General features: G+C 59.1%; 13 protein-coding genes. 9 read left to right on the forward strand and 4 right to left on the reverse strand.

Annotated elements, in window-relative coordinates:
- The 3 genes from Q1A00_RS06575 to Q1A00_RS06585 form a co-directional block, all read right to left on the reverse strand.
- Positions 1-1,073: CHAT domain-containing protein (locus Q1A00_RS06575; protein WP_299755833.1), on the reverse strand; the 1,073-nt coding region annotated here is incomplete at its 3' end.
- Entirely contained in the window at positions 1,043-1,399 is a 357-nt protein-coding gene (locus tag Q1A00_RS06580; protein ID WP_299755836.1) for a hypothetical protein, read from the reverse strand. The genes Q1A00_RS06575 and Q1A00_RS06580, both read right to left, overlap by 31 nt.
- Before the next feature lie 149 nt (positions 1,400-1,548).
- Positions 1,549-2,877 (reverse strand): acyl-CoA dehydrogenase family protein, encoded by a 1,329-nt coding sequence (locus Q1A00_RS06585; protein WP_298401709.1) that lies wholly within the window; start codon positions 2,875-2,877, stop codon positions 1,549-1,551.
- Between the two features lie 705 nt (positions 2,878-3,582).
- Here Q1A00_RS06585 and alaS point away from each other — a divergent pair.
- The 4 genes from alaS (at position 3,583) to Q1A00_RS06605 (ending at position 9,958) form a co-directional block, all read left to right on the forward strand.
- Entirely contained in the window at positions 3,583-6,267 is a 2,685-nt protein-coding gene (gene alaS / locus Q1A00_RS06590; RefSeq protein WP_298401711.1) for an alanine--tRNA ligase, read from the forward strand.
- Positions 6,268-6,788: 521 nt separating this feature from the next.
- Entirely contained in the window at positions 6,789-8,822 is a 2,034-nt protein-coding gene (locus tag Q1A00_RS06595; protein ID WP_298401712.1) for a hypothetical protein, read from the forward strand.
- A gap of 72 nt (positions 8,823-8,894) precedes the next feature.
- Positions 8,895-9,350, forward strand: a complete 456-nt coding sequence (gene ruvX, locus Q1A00_RS06600) for a Holliday junction resolvase RuvX (RefSeq protein ID WP_298401714.1) — start codon at positions 8,895-8,897, stop codon at positions 9,348-9,350.
- A gap of 164 nt (positions 9,351-9,514) precedes the next feature.
- Positions 9,515-9,958 (forward strand): GNAT family N-acetyltransferase, encoded by a 444-nt coding sequence (locus Q1A00_RS06605; RefSeq protein WP_298401716.1) that lies wholly within the window; start codon positions 9,515-9,517, stop codon positions 9,956-9,958.
- Positions 9,959-9,984: 26 nt separating this feature from the next.
- On the opposite strand, the gene Q1A00_RS06610 is transcribed toward Q1A00_RS06605, so the two are convergent.
- Complete coding sequence (locus Q1A00_RS06610; protein WP_066789688.1) at positions 9,985-10,284, reverse strand: DUF507 family protein; 300 nt, start codon at positions 10,282-10,284, stop codon at positions 9,985-9,987.
- A 244-nt stretch (positions 10,285-10,528) separates the two neighbouring features.
- Between Q1A00_RS06610 and Q1A00_RS06615 the strand changes: the two genes are divergently transcribed.
- The 5 genes from Q1A00_RS06615 to dhaL all read left to right on the forward strand — a co-directional run bounded on the left by Q1A00_RS06615 (position 10,529) and on the right by dhaL (position 17,094).
- Positions 10,529-11,713, forward strand: coding sequence for an acyl-CoA dehydrogenase family protein (locus tag Q1A00_RS06615; RefSeq protein WP_298401721.1), 1,185 nt, complete (start codon positions 10,529-10,531; stop codon positions 11,711-11,713).
- 575 nt (positions 11,714-12,288) lie between these two features.
- Positions 12,289-14,166: a sigma 54-interacting transcriptional regulator gene (locus Q1A00_RS06620; protein WP_298401723.1), complete on the forward strand. Its 1,878-nt coding sequence runs from the start codon at positions 12,289-12,291 to the stop codon at positions 14,164-14,166.
- Between the two features lie 458 nt (positions 14,167-14,624).
- Positions 14,625-15,359 carry an MIP/aquaporin family protein gene (locus tag Q1A00_RS06625; protein WP_298401725.1) on the forward strand — a complete coding sequence of 245 codons (735 nt, stop codon included), beginning with the start codon at positions 14,625-14,627 and terminating at the stop codon, positions 15,357-15,359.
- 34 nt (positions 15,360-15,393) lie between these two features.
- Positions 15,394-16,392, forward strand: a complete 999-nt coding sequence (gene dhaK / locus Q1A00_RS06630; protein WP_298401727.1) for a dihydroxyacetone kinase subunit DhaK — start codon at positions 15,394-15,396, stop codon at positions 16,390-16,392.
- 57 nt (positions 16,393-16,449) lie between these two features.
- The gene (dhaL, locus tag Q1A00_RS06635) at positions 16,450-17,094 is read left to right on the forward strand and encodes a dihydroxyacetone kinase subunit DhaL (protein WP_298401729.1); all 645 of its coding nucleotides are present in this window, start codon (positions 16,450-16,452) and stop codon (positions 17,092-17,094) included.
- Positions 17,095-17,104 lie beyond the last annotated feature (10 nt).

Below are 17,104 nucleotides of genomic sequence, written 5' to 3' on the forward strand. Positions count from 1 at the left end.
AGCAGGCTATGGCGGTCGCGCAGGGCAGCGGCGAGCGTTGCATCACTCTCAGCGGCTTTGGCGTCAAGGTTCAGCGCCAGCGCAATCTGGTTGCGCGCCTCGTATGCACTGGCAATATTCCGCAACTGTACCAGCCACACCCCATCGCGCCAGCGGTTGCGTTCGTGTTGCCAGCGCGCCGCTGCCAGCGCCAGCGCAGTCTTGCCCATGCCGCCCATGCCTTGAATAGCGACGCAACGATGGTCGCGCAGCCATTGGTTTATCTGGAACAACTCACGCGCACGACCTACAAATGGGTCGGCACTTGCCGGGCTAAGGTTGGTACGCTCCCACAACGGGGGCAGGAACGTTACCGCACCACGCGGCGGTGGGGAAATGAGCTGATTCTGATGAATTGGATTGTCTTCTGGCAGCAGACGAAATTTGAGTTCTTCGCTCACATTGCGCGGTTGTAGTGTTTGCGGATCGCGCCACATGCGCAGATCATCGTTCGCAAATACTGCATTGCGTCCGACGGTAAATGCTTCTTCAACCGTGCGCCCCGCTAGCAACGCAGCGTAGAAGCGCGCTGCAAAGACTCTAGCGGCAAGGTCGAGCACGGCATCGGCGGCGTTGATCACCACTACGTGCGGCACACCCGCGGCGAGCAGCGCCATCGCCAGCCCTTCCGAGTGGCAAGCGCTGATGAAGGCTAGGCGGCAGGGCTGGCGGATAATCAACCGGCGCAGTTCATCGGCATTCATTGGGCGAAGCGCACCGGCTTCATCTTCCAGCGCCAGAACACTCGATCCGTTCTGTTCCCGGCTCCCATGCCCGGTAAAATGGAGGAGATCGAACGGCAGTGACGCAGTGGCAAATAGTTCTCCGATCCGTTCGGCAGTCGCAATCTCCGCCTGTATTTCCAGCGCAACACCGAGGCGACGGCAAGTATCTGCAAGTGTCTCCAGTTCCTCTTGCACCGGCAGCAGCGTGATCGGAACCAGATCGTTGCCACGCTTCTCTACCAACGGCGCGGCGAACAGCGCCAGCATCCGTACCGGGGTCACGGCTGCGGTGGCGTTTGCAACAACCATTGCAACACCTCGTCATCGGTCGCAGTGGCAAGATCAAGTGGTGGTTGACCGGGACGGCGCAGCGTGCCGCGTGGCGTCTTCCCGCTGCGGCGTTGGCTGGCGCGCCATGCGTTCAGTTTTTCGGCGACCTTTTCAGCCAGCACAATGGCTGCTGTCGCACCGCTGGCTACTTTGCCGATATTGTCGAACAGCACGACAATGGTCTGCCAATCAACATCTCTGACCGGCTGCTGCTGCACATCGGCGCCAGCGCTGCGGAGCGCAGTTACAAGGGCCTCACGTTCGTCAGGTGAGCATTCAAGCGTAAAGTTGAGATCGCGGTTCATAAGCATTTTTACCTAGCGTGAACGTAGGACGATTGTAGCATACGGCAATGTGAGGGGCAAGGATGCAGAGGCAATATTCTGTTAAAAGAAGTAGAGCCGTAGCAATGCTACGGCTCTACTGTTTCTACGCCCTTACGCTCTTACACCCATCACACAAACGCCGACATGCCGGTAATCGCCCGCCCAACGATCAGCGTATTCATCTCGTGGGTGCCTTCGTAGGAATAGAGTGCTTCGGCGTCGGCAAAGTACCGTGCGACTTCGTGTTCGAGCAGAATGCCGTTACCGCCAAACACAGCGCGAGCCAACGCCACCGTTTCCCGCATCTTTTCGCCACAAAAAACCTTCGCGAGCGAGGCGTGCTCGTGGCTGATCGTCCCATTGCGCGCTGCAATCTGGCTCATACGCAGGCACATCGTCTGCATCGCCGTCACATTCGCCAGCATCTGCACCAGACTGTTCTGCACCAACTGAAAACCGCCAATGGGCCGTCCGAATTGCATACGTTGCTGAGCGTATGCCAACGCCTTCTCATACGCCCCCATCGCCACTCCGGTCATCGCCCACGCAACCGCGGCGCGGGTGATCGCCAGTTGGCGGGCAATACTGCGGAAGCCGCCCACATTCGGCAGCCGGTTGGTTTCAGGCACGCGGCAATTGACCAGCCGGATGTTAGCGTTCTGCACCGTGCGCAGGGCGATCTTGCCTTCCAGCCGTTCAACCTCGTAGCCCGGCGTGCCACGCTCGACAATGAAGCCTTGCACTTGGTTGTTGGATACGTCGCGCGCCCAGATAATGTTGAGATCGGCGATCGGCGCATTTCCGCTCCACTTCTTGGCGCCGTTGATCACCCAGTGACCGCGCTCAAAGCGGGCGGTAGTAGTGAGACCGGCGGCGGTCGCCGAGCCGACATCGGGTTCGGTCAGCGCCCACGAACCAATCAACTCAAAGCGCTGCATCGGCGGCAACCAACGCTGCTTCTGTTCGTCCGAACCAAAGAGGTCAATTGACCCCATACACAAGCCCCAATGCACGCCAAAAAAGGTGTAGATCGAAGGATCGACCCGCGCAAGCTCCATACAAGCCACGCCGGTCAACACCGGGCCGAGCGCGTCGATAGCGTAAGGCCGGGTGCCGAAAGTTTCAGCGACGAGGCGGGCAAAACTCGGCACAATCTCGTGTGGAAACTCGCCGCGCTCCCAGTAGCCGTTGGCCAGCGGGCGAATTTTCTCTTCCATATATGAGCGGATCTTCTGCTGGATCACCCGCTCTTCGGGCGAGAGTTCACCCAAAATATCGAAGAAATCGCTATTGATCGGCGGCACGCGCTTAGGCCGCCGTTTGGCGGTAATACTTTTTAGCAAGAGACCAATCTCTTGCGGAGTAACGCCGCGTAAGGCGCGAAAGGTGTCAACAAGCGGGAGATTCACCTGCTGCATGATGCGGGTGAGGCTGGCCGGAAGAGATACGAGCGCCATAAATGCCTCCTGTTCAACATTGAGCGACGGGCAACCCCATTGTTGCCGGATATGACTTCGAGCAGGGAGAAGAATGACGCAATGCGTCACAACCAGTGTAACACACCGTGACCTAAGTGTCAATGAACATGGGACAGACACAGCAGGGGCGCAGGAGGGGCGCAGTATGCTGCGCTCCCACCCCCGTTCCCTCCCCCACACGGGGGAAGGGGGGATGGTCTCCTGTAGAGCGGCATTCATTCCGCTCCCAACAACCTGCTCGGGGCGACAGAGACCCCCCGGTTCCACAAAGGCGAACCACCGGTTTGCCCCTACCATGTCCGCACATTCATGGTGGGCGAAATGAATTCGCTCTACGGTGAGTGTGCGCAGTGTCTCGTAAGGCGGAATGTCTTCCGCTCATATCAATCCACTGTGAGTGCGCTACGCCCGCCCCTCCCTCGTGGGTGACGGCCCCCCACGAGGGGGTTCCCTGCACCACAGCCGCACCGCTCCTACCGGCCTGCCCTTCATCTTCCATGCCAAAACGGTTGACGGTCGCCGCCACAATCGTCTACAATAGCGCGAGGAAGAGGTTTGTTGCGTCAAATTGTTGGTCGGGCGAGGGTACCACTCATTCGCAAGAGATTTCATTCGCACACGCACTCTTTGCATTACGGATAGCAGTACCCAACCCTCTACCGTTGAGAATATAGGCGCCATACTATGCAAAAACTGACCGCCGCGCAGATTCGCGAAACATTTATTTCGTTCTTTAAGCGTCATGGCCATACCCACGTGCCTAGCTCGTCGCTAGTCGTTGCCGATGACCCGACATTACTATTCGCTAATTCGGGTATGGTGCAGTTTAAAGATGTCTTTCTAGGGCGTGAGCAACGTCCGTATACCCGTGCCGTCACGGCGCAGAAGTGTTTGCGCGTCAGCGGCAAGCATAACGATCTCGAAGAGGTTGGCCCCTCGCCACGCCACCATACCTTTTTTGAGATGTTGGGCAACTTTTCCTTCGGTGACTATTTCAAGGCCGAGGCCATCCGGCTAGCGTGGAAGTTGTTAACCGAAGAATTTCAGTTGCCGGTAGAGCGGCTGTGGTTTACGGTCTTCGCCGGCGATGACGAAGTGCCGCCTGATGATGAGGCTGCCGAGTTGTGGATCGCACAAGGAGCCGATCCGTCGCGGGTGTTGCGTTTTGGTCGTAAAGACAACTTCTGGGTGATGGGCGATACCGGCCCCTGCGGCCCCTGCTCGGAAATTACGATGTACATTGGCGATGACTTAAGCCAGATGCGCGCCGAGGGGGTAAACTCCGACGATCCCAATTACGTCGAAATCTGGAATAACGTGTTTATGCAGTACGACCGCGCCACGATGCAGCCGCTGCCGCGCCCTTCGGTTGATACCGGCATGGGGCTTGAGCGGATGGCGATGGTGATGCAGGGGGTGCATAGCACGTATGAAACCGATCTGTTCGTAGCGATTATCAATCGGATTATCAGCACACGCGGCAGCGACGAGGCCCACTATCAGGCCCACCGCAGCGCCTACCGCGCGATTGCCGATCATGCGCGGGCGATTGCATTTTTAATCGCCGATGGCGTGCTGCCGGGCAATCTGGGCCGAGCCTATGTGCTGCGCCGGATTTTGCGTCGCGCTGCCTATCAGGGCCGCACAATCGGGTTTGAGCGTCCGTTCCTCGCTGAAGTCATCACAGCGGTGATCGAGCAGATGGGTGAGGCCTACCCCGAACTGCGTAAGCGGCGCGAGTTTATCCTCAGCGCCGCCGATCAGGAAGAGCGCCAGTTCTTGCGCACGCTCAGCGGTGGTATTACCCGGCTGAATGCGGTAATCGAGCAGGTACGCGCTCGCGGTGAGACGGTGATTCCCGGTAACGATGCGTTTGTGTTGAAAGACACCTACGGCTTCCCGCTCGATCTGACCCAAAAGATTGCTGCCGAGCAGGGGTTGGCGGTTGATGAAGCTGGCTACGAGGCGGCGATGGCCGAGCAACGCGCTCGTTCACGCGCAGCAGCGGCCAGTAAGCGCGGTAGTGAAGCTGAGCTGTGGGCCGAGTTGGATTTGCCCAATTCCCACTTCACTGGTTACGAGCGGCTGAGCGACCGGGCGACGGTGATCGGGATGCTGGCTGATGGCGATGCGCTGACCACTGCGCACGCTGGACGGCAGGTGCAGATTGTGCTCGATACCACGCCGTTTTACGCCGAAAGTGGCGGTCAGGTCGGCGATACAGGTTTGCTGGTTGGGCCTGAAGGATCGGTGCGCGTGGAAGACACTCGCCGCCCGCTGCCCGGTCTGATCGTTCATTATGGCCGGGTGGTTGATGGCACAATCAGCGTGGGCGATCAGGTGCAAGCAACAGTCGATATGGTGCGGCGGGCCGATATTCAGCGCAACCACACCGCCACCCACATGCTCCAGCGCGCGTTGCGCGATGTGCTTGGCGAGCATGCGGCGCAGGCCGGCTCGCTCGTCGCGCCGGATCGGTTGCGCTTCGACTTTACCCACACGAAGCCGGTTGACCCCGAAGAGTTGCGCGAGGTTGAGCGACGGCTGAATGCATGGGTACGGGCTGACGCTGCCGTGCGCTGGGAGATTACCGGCTATCAGGATGCGATGGCACGCGGCGCAATTGCCCTGTTTGGCGAGAAGTATGGTGACACGGTACGGATGGTGACCATCGAGCGCGGTAACGGGTTCGATAACGGTGAGTATGCTTCACGCGATAGCCTTGAGTTGTGCGGCGGCACCCACGTCAATCGTACCGGCGAGATCGGGTTTGTTCGTCTGGTCAGCGAGGGAAGTATCGGCAGCGGTATTCGCCGCGTCGAGGCGCTGACTGGGCGCGGCGCTGAGGTGTGGGTGGAAGAGCAGGCGCAAGTGCTGCGCGATCTGGCGGTGCGAATTAATGCCCAACCTTCCCAGTTGGCCGAGCGGATCGAAGCTTTGTTGGCCGAGAACCGACAGCGCCGGCAAGAGCTGGAAGCGCTGCGTAGCAAGCTGGCGCGTGAACAGCTCGACACGTTGTTGAACCGGATACAGACGATTTCCGGCGTACCACTGCTCGCTGCCGAGGTCGAGGCCGATACCGTCGAGCGATTGCGCGAGATGGGCGAGTATCTGCGTGACAAGCTGGGCAGCGCGGTGATTGTGCTCGGCGCGCAGATTAACGGCAAGCCGCAATTGTTGGCCATGGTGACCGCCGATCTTGTCCGGCGCGGGTTAAACGCGGTGCAACTGGTCAAGCCGCTGGCGGCGATCGTCGGTGGCGGCGGCGGCGGCAAGCCTGAAGTTGCCCAAGCCGGCGGGCGCAATCCCAACCAGTTAGCTGCGGCGATCAACGCCGCTGCCGGTGTGCTAGCCGAACAGGCGGGGTGAGGGGAATAGCCACAAAGACACACAAAAAGCATGACAAATTTCAATAATTTTTGTGAGTGTTTTTACATAGCCATTCTCCCCGTTCACGGGGAGGGGTAAAGGGTCACAGAGCGGCATAGTCATAAAAACCTGCAAACAAGTGCCAAAAAGATTTTCATTTTGTGCCTTTTGTCGCTTTTCATGGCTATTCTCCACCCTCCCCCGTTGGGGGAGGGGCTGCGGGTAAGGGCCATATGCCAGTCGGAGTAAGGACGAACGTGCGAGCATCGAGCCGAATAGCCACAAAAAGACGCAAAAATAGTCTATTTTTGTGCCTTTTGTCGTTTTTCGTGGCTATTCTCCACCCTCCCCTAGCGGGAGAGCAGAGGTGAGAGCCAAGAAGTGCTGTTTCGCGCCCTGACTACATGTTCATAAACCATCTCGCGTGGTAGACTAATACCGTGAGTGATAGAATAACGTTGACGCATTGCCGCAGCGTCCCTCTTCCTGAACGCGGGGAAAGGGGCCGGGGGTGAGGGGCTATGATCACCGACGAGACAGCGATTGTCCTTGCGCTACCCGATGATACCGCCGAGTCGCTCATGGCGCGGGTACGAGCCACCCATGCCGCCAACGTGCAGATCTTGGCCCCCGAAGGCGCCAGCTTCCTCCAGCGCGTCGCCGGCACCGATGCGCTGCGCGAATTGGCGACGGCTGCCGGTATTGCCCTCACGATCATTAGCTCCGACCCGGCCATCCTCAAAGCGGCCCGCCAGAGCCGGCTGACCACGATCGAAGTCACCGGCGCGCACGTGCAAGCACCGGTGCCTCCCCCGCCACCTGCCAGCGAAGACCTGCCGGCTGAAGATCTCGAATTTCTGGCCGCACTCGATGAACTAGCCGGTACTGGTGCCATTGACGATCTAGAGCTGTTTGAAACCGCGAAACCGGCGCCGGCCGAAACCCGTCCGATTGCAGCACCGGCAACACGGCCTATTCCAACAACAACCAGCGGCACGGCAACGCCGCCAGCCCAAGCGATGGGTGACGATGACCTAGAGTTCTTCGACGCGCTTGACGATCTGGCTGCCGCCTTCGAGCAAGAGCGTACCGGTCCACCACCGCCGCCAATCCCGTCAGCCCGTGAGGCATCGCGCCAACCACCACGGGTGCGGCCTGAAGATATTCAACTCTCAGAGGCTGAAGTGGCGCGGGCAAGCCAGATCGGACAGCGGAGCGATGCTGATCGCGCTCAGCGTACCTTTGCCCAACCACGACGCGAGCTAACTGATATACCACCACCGATTGCGGCGCCGCGCAGCGCACCTCGATCCCTTCTTCGGCAACAATCGTGGCTCAGATGGATACTGGCGGCACTCTTTATCGCAGTCATAGGACTCGGTGTTTGGCAGGTAGCGACAAGCAGTGTAACCATCGTGGTGCGCTTGCCGGCGCGTGAAACAACGCCAATCACCGGCTTGGCACTGCCAATGATCCCGGTCACCTCAGCAGCGAACAGTAGCGCCGTTGCGGCTGAACCGCTCGGAACGACGGTCGCTATCAGTCTGCGCGGTGAAGTGACGGAAGGCGTGATGACACCGGTTAGCAGTGCGCAGGGAACGATCATCCTGCGTAATCTGAACACACAGCCGATAGTCATTCCCGCAGGAAGCGAGTTCGTTGCCTTCGGGCCGAACGATCAGCCGATTCCCTTCTTCAGCGAGGCTGATGTTACAGTACCGGGTGCAGTGACCTCAAATCTTGGCAATCAGATCATCACCACGCTCGGCGAAGCGCAAGTGCGCATTATCGCTCGCTCGCCGGGCAGCGCCTCAAACATTCCCGCAAATACTATTCGCGAACTGCGCATTCCCGGCGGGCCGACGATTAATCTCACCAGCGGCGTGCTGACGATTGTGCATGATGCAATCGGCGGCGGAACCGATGAAGAAGTGTTTGTGATTAAAGAGAGCGATGTACGCCGCTATTTGGCCGAAGCGTTGACCCGGCTCGACCAAGAGGCGCGCCGGCAGCTTGATGGGCTGGCATTAGCCCGCAATCTCCGCCTCGAACCGACCACCGTCTCGCCGAGCCGGGCCGAGCTAGAGCAATTAGCCGGCTTCGAGCAGATGGTCGATCCGCCGATAGGTACGTCTCTGCCGAAAGACAATCGCTTCTTTACCTTGACCGTGCAAGCGAACTACAGCGGGCTGGCGGTCAGCGGCGATCCGGCCAGCTTCCAGCGCCAATTGGCTGACGCGTTTAATGCCCAACTGATCCAAAACGGCCAGTTGCGTCCGGGTGATTGCCGGGCCGCGGTGATCAATGGCTGGCGTTGGGATGGCGCGACCCTGCGCGTTGATGGTGCAGTGGGGCCAGACCCGGCCTGCGGCAACGAGCTTGATCCGGCAACACGCGCGGCGGTGCAGAATGCGGTATTAGGCCGCACCCGCGTCGAAGCTGAAGCAGGCTTGCAAGCGTTAGTGGTCAGCGGGAGACTGGCCGGCTTTACGCTACCGCCAAACGTTGATCGCTTCCCCGGCTGGAGCTGGCAGCTCCGGCTTCGGATTGAGTGAGGAGAGCAAGTTGCAGGTACGGCATGTTCTGCACCATCGGCGTCCGCTGTGACCTAACCATATCCGGCCAACGTGAATACAACCAACGAACAGACCATCCTAGGGCTAGATGTCGGTGAACGGCGCATCGGCGTGGCGATCAGCGACGCCAGCGCCCGTATCGCCGCACCGTTGACCACCATCGCCGCTCACCCGCCCGAACGGGCCATTGCCCAGATCGCCCGGCTCGTCGCCGAGCGCGGCGTTACGCAGGTGGTGGTGGGATTGCCGCTAACTATGCGCGGTGAACACGGCCCGCAAGCCGTTGCGGTGCAACGCTTCGCCGATGCGTTGGCTGCTGTGCTTACCTGCCCGGTCGAAATGTTCGACGAGCGGCTGACCAGCGTCGCTGCCGAGCAAATGTTGCGCAATCTCGGCTTCAAACCGGCTAAGATCAAAGCGCAGATTGATCAGGTCGCCGCGTCAATCATTTTGCAAGACTATCTCGATGCCAAGGCGCAGAGTGAGCGAAGGCGCAGAGACGGTTAGACGCAGAGGTTGCAGAGACCGTTAGACGCAAGACGCAGAGGTCGCAAAAGACTTTAAGTATGGTGCAAATTTACATTAGATCAATCTCAAATATCTTTGCGATTTTGCGGTAGAATCCGTTGTGCTTTTACCTTCTTTGCATCTCTGCGTTAAAGTCAGAACGTATGAACTACTCGATTCGCCCCATCAGCGCCGCCGCAACCCGGCCCCTGCGCCAACAAATCCTGCGCCCACACCAAGCGATTGACGAACTCGTCTATCCCGGTGACGACCACCCCCTAGCGTTACACGCTGGCGCCTTCGTTGATGAGCAGCTCGTGGGTATCGCCTCATTCGCCCCAGAAGATTTCGCTGAGATACCGGCCCGTGCGGCGTGGCGACTGCGCGGCATGGGGGTCTGGCCCGCCTTTCGCCGGCAGGGGATCGGCCAAGCGTTGCTCCAAACCGGGATCGAGCATGTCCGGCGTCACGGCGGCGACATGATCTGGTGCCATGGCCGCACCAGTGCGTTACCGTTTTATCTCACCGTTGGTTTCGTAACCCACGGCGGAGAGTTCGTCGTGCCGCACACTGGGCCGCACTACATTCTGCTCTACTGGGTGAGATAACGCGATGAAACAGCAGCGAAACACCACTATAACACATACCCCCGCTTGCGCGCTACCTCTTCTTTATGCTTGCGGAAGAGAATATCGCGCTCGGTGCCCTTGATCTCGCGGCTGTAGGTCGCCAGAATTCGCTCAACTTCAGCGTCGATCTCCTCTTCGATCTTCAGATCGGCCACAATCGCATCATAGATTGCCTTGACCCGCAACGCGCGGCCATCGCTAGGGCGCTGACCCGGACGGTCGCGGTAGGCTAAGAGACCGCGCTCGGCCAATTCGTCGTGCAAGCGCTCGGCAATCCGACGCACTTTATCTTCACTGAGTCGCATAGCTCACCTCGATCTCGACGATCATCGTGCTGCTTCTATTGTACACGAAAGGGCGGCGACGCTATCGCCTGTTCCCCCGTCATTGCGCGCCGCAAGAACGACACCTCTCGCACTGCTAGCAGATACCTCCTGCACCTTTGGGCAGCGTTTCCTTAACCCACCCCTCTAACCGCATACTGCATCGCGAGATGTGCTATAATCTATTACGCAGTGCGTCATAACGTTCATCTATAGGAGGCGACCAATGACGATCGCAAGCGAGCGCGGGATAGACATCTTCCATTTCGACGATCTCCTTACCCCGCGCGAGCGCGCCCTTCGCGATAAAGTGCGCGCGTTTTGCAACGAGCATGTATTGCCGATTATCAATGACTATTGGGAGCGGGCCGAATTCCCGTTCGAGCTGATCCCGCGCATCGCCGAGCTTGGCATTGTTGGCGGCACTATTCAAGGTTACGGCTGTCCGGGATTTACCAGCGTCGAAGTTGGGCTGATCGCCGCCGAACTTGCTCGCGGTGACGGCAGCGTCGGCACCTTTGTCGGCGTGACCAGCGGCTTGGCGATGGGAGCAATTGCTGCTTGTGGTTCGGAAGAGCAGAAGCAGCGTTGGTTGCCAGCAATGGCCCGGCTGGAAAAGATCGGTGCCTTTGCGCTCACCGAACCGCACGTCGGCTCTGATGCAGCGCACATCCGCACTACCGCCAAGCGGATCGATGGTGGCTATTTGCTCAACGGTGAAAAGCGCTGGATCGGAAACGCCACCTTCGCCGATGTGATCGTGGTGTGGGCGCAAGATGAAGAGACTGGACGGATCGGCGGCTTTCTGGTTGAAAAGGGTACGCCGGGCTATCAGGCGACCAAGATCGAGGGCAAGATCGCTAAGCGTTCGGTGATCAATGCCGACATCAAGCTGGATAACGTCTTCGTGCCCGAAGCGAACCGCTTGCCACTGGCACGCTCGTTCCGCGATACGGCCAACATTCTCAAAAACACCCGCTACGGCGTAGCATGGGAAGCGGTCGGGCACGCGCAGGCCGCGTATGAGCTTGCCCTCGACTACACATTGCAGCGCGAACAGTTTGGCCGCCCGATCGCCGGCTTCCAGTTGGTGCAGCAGAAGCTGGTGCAGATGCTCGGCGATTTGACGGCGATCCAGTTGATGGCGTGGCGGTTGAGCAAGCTGCGTGACGAAGACGAAAACCAGATCACCGAGGGTATGGCCTCGTTGGCCAAGCAATACTGCGCCGGCAAGGCGCGCCAGATCGTGGCGCTGGGGCGTGAAGTGCTCGGCGGCAACGGCATCTTGCTCGACCGGCACATTGCCCGCCATTTCGCTGACATCGAAGCGGTCTATACCTACGAAGGCACCAACGAGATCAACACGTTGGTCGTCGGGCGCGAGATTACTGGGATTGCGGCGTTTGTGTAGCTATATTCATGGAGCGCGGCAGTCAAACTGCCGCACTCCATATTTCACCACAGAATTTCTACACAAAGCCAATTCTTTACCCGCGCATTACTGGCGCATCACCCGTAATCAACCAATACACGATCCTGCCCATGTAGAGCAGAATCTCATTCAAAACCGCCTAGCCAAACCTGCCACACCTAACGTTTTACAACGGATTGCACCAAGAAGATAATGTCTGACATGTTATTCGGCGAGGCCGAAACACGCTGCACTGGGCAGATCATCACACTGTTGCATCTTAGCGCGGATGGCAAAGAATGAGAAGCAGACCCTAGAAACCGTAAAACGACGCTGACAGCCTCACGAGCAACATTATTGGTGCAGGATCTTATCCATAATTCCGACCTTTCGCCAACTCGTCAATTCATGTATCTGAATAGCGAATATTGCGCATAAGCGGATCCTCAATCGTCTCCAGAACCAACAAGACCGGCTCACACCGAGCGAGGCTAGGCAAGCAGTGCCATGTCAATGCAATCGATAATTCTCTTCGCTTATAATATACATAGCTGGAAGATCTCGCGAGGTGTGCGATGCCAACATCTTCACTCCCGCCAATTCAGCGATCATGGGCGCGCTGCCAAGCGCACGGCCTTGATCTGGCCAGTCCGCCACAGACAGGGCCGGTCAATCTGGCAGGGTGGAGCCATCTGCAAGCATTGGCCCGCTCATCGATCGAAGATCTCTACCAGCTTAGCGATCACCCCGGCTTTGCGGTGGTGATTTGCGACGAGCAGTGTACGATCATCGACCTTGCCGGCGACAGTACGGTCATCGAACGAGCGCAGCGATACGGTATCGGCTATGGCATTAGTCTGACGGAAGAGGTCGCCGGCACTAACGCAATCGATTTGGCGCTGCGTGAAGCGTTGCCTTGCCAGACCAGCGGCGACGAGCACTATTGCAATTGGTTGAAGCCGTTTGCGCTGGCGGCAGCCCCGATCTTCAGCCCGGATGGCAGGGCATTAGGTGCGCTGGCCATTCTTACCCTAGCCGAAGCCTACCACCCCTACGCGCTTGGAATGGTGATTGCCGCAGCGCAAGCGTTGCACAGCCAACTCCGTGCCGAACGGCTGCTCAACGAGGCCAATGACCAACTGAGCGAACTGTACGCCACACTTGATACGATCAACGAGGGACTGATCTTCGTAGGGCCGCACGGTGAGATTCGCCGGCTAAGCCGGCGGGTGGCGAATATTCTCGACATCAATGTGCGTTCAGCCGCGGGCCGGCCGCTCGAGAGCGTTATTCCGCCACCGCCGGCGATTGCTGCGGCTCTTCACAGCCTGAGCACGCTTGACGAACAAGAAATCATCTGGCAAACCCCTACCGGCGCGCAGGCAGTTATCTGCGGCGTGCGCCCGGTTTGGGATCGCAGCCGGCGGTATTTGGGCAGTGTCATTACGCTCCGCCCAACCGAGAGCGTGCGCCAGCTCGTGCAACAGGTCGTCGGAGCGCAAGCAACCTTTACCTTTCGCGACATTATCGGTCAGAGTGAGGGTATGCGGCAGGCTTTGCGGCAAGCGCGGATCGCTGCCGCCGGGCGCGGAGCGGTGCTCTTGCGTGGCGAAGCCGGTGTTGGCAAAGAGATCTTTGCCCAAGCGATCCATAACGCCAGCAACCGTGCTGGCGGCCCCTTTGTGCGGGTTTCATGCGCTGCGATCCCACGCCAATTGCTTGACAGCGAATTGTTCGGGGTTGAAGGAACCGACCGGCAACCGGGCCGGCCGGGCAAGCTCGAACTGGCCCATGGCGGCGTTATCTACCTCGAAGCGATTGATGCGCTGTCGTTTGATCAGCAAACGAGCTTGCTGCGTGCCATCGAAATGGGGCGAGTGATCCGATCAGGCGGCGCGCGCCCTGTCCCGATCGATGTCCGGCTGATCGTCACTGGTCATGATCTCGAACAACTGGTACAAGAAGGTCGCTTTCGCGCCGATCTGTATGCCCGGCTGAGCGCGTTTGTCGTTGACATTCCACCGCTGTGCCAGCGTGGTGATGACATTATTTTGCTGGCTAACCACATGGCGCAACGGCTCAGCGAACAGTTGGGCCGGCCGGTGGCGCTTGATCCTGATGCGCTCGCTGCGTTGCGCGCTTACCCGTGGCCGGGTAATGTGCGTGAATTGGAAGTAGTGCTGGAACGGATGGCGCAAACTGGCACCAAGAGCGTCTTGACTGTTAACGATTTGCCGCCGGCAATTGCGCGCCATGCCACTCCGTTGACGATAGCGGATAGCCCGCGACTGGCGGAAGTGCAAGAGTTGAGCGAGCGCGACGCGATTATCCGTGCTATCCGCACCGCTGGCGGACGCTTGGGCCGGGCAGCAGCCTTGTTAGGGATTAGCCGGGCCACCCTCTGGCGAAAGATGACTCGCTACCACATTTCACGTGATGATTTGACGCCGTGATGACGTTTCAACATTGAAACACTTTTGCATGATGCACAGCCTCTTCACAGCTTGACGTTCCTTCACCCGCTTTGCTACGATACCAATTACAGGGAACTCGACCCAACCACGAAACGAAGAGGGATGATGGCATCCTAGCCGCGGTCGAAACGTGATGGCAAGCGCACAACGGCGCTTGGCAGGAAACGTGTGTGCATTGCACGGTGCAATGCATCGTGTCGCTCATAGAGAGAGTTGGAAAGGAGGTGCGCAGGGCGGGTCGCCGCACACTGCCGACAGCGCAGATGGTGCGCACGCCCAGTTCAGATGCGCCGGCACGCCACGTTGCGCGTGCAAGTTGGTTATGCTTCGCTAACCGTGAGTCATGATTGGCGCGCATCACGTTCTCTGGTTGAACGCCGGATCAAGGTTGATTCGCAAGAACTGGTTCCGTTTGTGTTGCAAGGAGGAGACTCTCTATGCCTGCGTCCTTTCTGGGCGAAGTATTTGGCACCATGGTGCTGATTCTGTTTGGCAATGGCGTCGTAGCCAATGTATTGCTGACGCAATCGAAGGGCAATGGTGGCGGTTGGATCGTCATTACTGCCGGCTGGGCATTTGGAGTGATGAGTGGCGTATTCACGGCTATTGCCCTAGGCAGCCCCGGCGCTGACCTCAATCCAGCGGTAACGATCGCAGTGATGCTGCGCGGCGGCTACGATGTTGGTACTGCTGTAATGCACATTATCGCCCAATTCATTGGCGCGTTCATCGGCGCAACCCTCGTTTGGCTGACTTACCTTTCACACTGGGAAGTCACCAAAGACCCCGGCCTCAAGCTGGCCTGTTTTAGCACCGGCCCGGCGATCAGCAATCCGGTGAACAACATCATTACCGAAGTGATTGGCACCTTCGCGCTGGTCTTCATTATCTTCGCCATCTTCAGCGCCAACGGCGCCACCAGCGGCAGCCCGGCCAGCGGCCTTGGCCCGTATCTAGTGGCGGCTTTGGTTTGGGGTATTGGTCTATCACTCGGTGGCCCCACCGGGTATGCGATCAACCCCGCGCGCGACCTTGGCCCGCGCATTGCCCACTTTGTATTACCGATCGCCGGCAAGGGTGACAGCAACTGGGGTTATTCGTGGGTGCCGGTAGTTGGCCCGCTTATTGGTGGCTCAATCGCGGCACTGCTGGCAAATGTGCTGGACATGTAACGGCTGTTAGTCTTCACGTTAGGGGAGGAAGCCTGTGAAGAAGTTGATCAACGCACCGGAGAACGTCGTTAAAGAGGCGCTGGCCGGGATGGCGATCGCTCACGCAGACCTGATTGATGTGCATTTCGATCCCGATTATATCGTGCGCAAGGGTGCGCCGCACAACAAGGTCGGCGTGATTTCGGGCGGTGGTTCGGGTCACGAACCGATGCATGGCGGTTTTGTCGGCTACGGCATGCTCGATGCCGCCTGCCCCGGCGCGGTCTTTACCTCGCCGGTGCCCGATCAGATGCTGGCCGCGACCAAGGCGGTCAATGGCGGCAAGGGTGTACTGCATATCGTCAAGAACTACACCGGCGACGTGATGAACTTCGAGATGGCTGCCGAATTAGCCGCCGCTGAGGGGATCGAGGTGGCCAGTGTGGTAACGAATGACGATGTGGCGGTGGAAAATAGCACATGGACGGCTGGCCGCCGCGGAGTCGGCGTGACGGTGCTACTCGAGAAGATCGTCGGCGCCGCTGCCGAAGCTGGCGCAGATCTGGCCACCTGCAAGGCGATTGCCGAACGGGTCAATGCCAACGGGCGCAGCATGGGCATGGCCCTGACGCCGTGTACGGTGCCGCAGGCTGGTAAGCCGGGCTTCGAGCTGGCCGAAGATGAGATGGAGGTCGGCATTGGCATCCACGGCGAGCCGGGCCGCCGCCGTGAAAAGATCGCTCCCGCCCGCGACATCGCCGAAATGCTGGCCAGCCCCATCCTCGACGACCTGCCGTTCAAGAGCGGCGATGCCGTGCTTGCCTTTGTCAACGGTATGGGTGGCACACCACTGATCGAACTCTATTTGATGTACAATGAATTAGCACGCATCCTCAAGGATCGCAACATTACCATCGCTCGATCGTTGGTGGGAAGCTACATCACCTCGCTTGAGATGGCCGGCGTCAGCTTCACGTTGCTCCGCCTTGACGACGAGATGGTCAAGCTTTGGGATGCGCCAGTGCATACGCCTGCGTTGCGCTGGGGTATGTAAGTAGGTGGAAGACCACGGCGGGGCTAAGCCCCGCCGCCAGACTGACGTAGGGGAACCATGCAGATCACCGCCGATCATGTCACAAGCTTTCTTCAACTGGTAGCCGAACGGGTCAAAGAGCAGCGTGAGTATCTGACACGGCTCGATGCGGCGATTGGTGATGCCGACCACGGTGTGAATCTCGACCGCGGCTTTAGCACGGTCATGAGTAAACTACCCACGGCAACCGATCGCAGTATCAGTGGTCTCTTGAAATTGACCGGTATGACGCTGATCTCGACCGTTGGCGGGGCCAGCGGCCCCCTCTACGGCACTGCCTTTCTCCGCGCCGGCACGGCGATCGGCGACCGGGCCACGATCGGCGCCGAAGAGCTGATCGCTGCCCTCAGCGCTGCCCTCGAAGGCATTCAAACGCGCGGCAAGGCAACCCGCGGCGAAAAGACGATGATCGATGCAATCGCGCCTGCGGTCGATGCGCTGAAAGAGCAGTATGCAGCAAGCGGTGATCTGCTGGCGGCTATGCGCGCCGCAGTTGCCGCCTGTGAACAGGGCATGATCGCAACCGAACCAATGTTAGCGACGAAGGGCCGCGCGTCGTACCTCGGTGAACGCTCGATTGGCCATCGCGATCCGGGGGCGGCGTCTGCGTTCCTGATGGCGCAGGCAATGCTCGCCACCCTCGAACGCGCCGCCCAAGGATAAGTTCGCATGC

The sequence above is a fragment of the uncultured Chloroflexus sp. genome (assembly GCF_938091255.1).
GTDB lineage: Bacteria > Chloroflexota > Chloroflexia > Chloroflexales > Chloroflexaceae > Chloroflexus.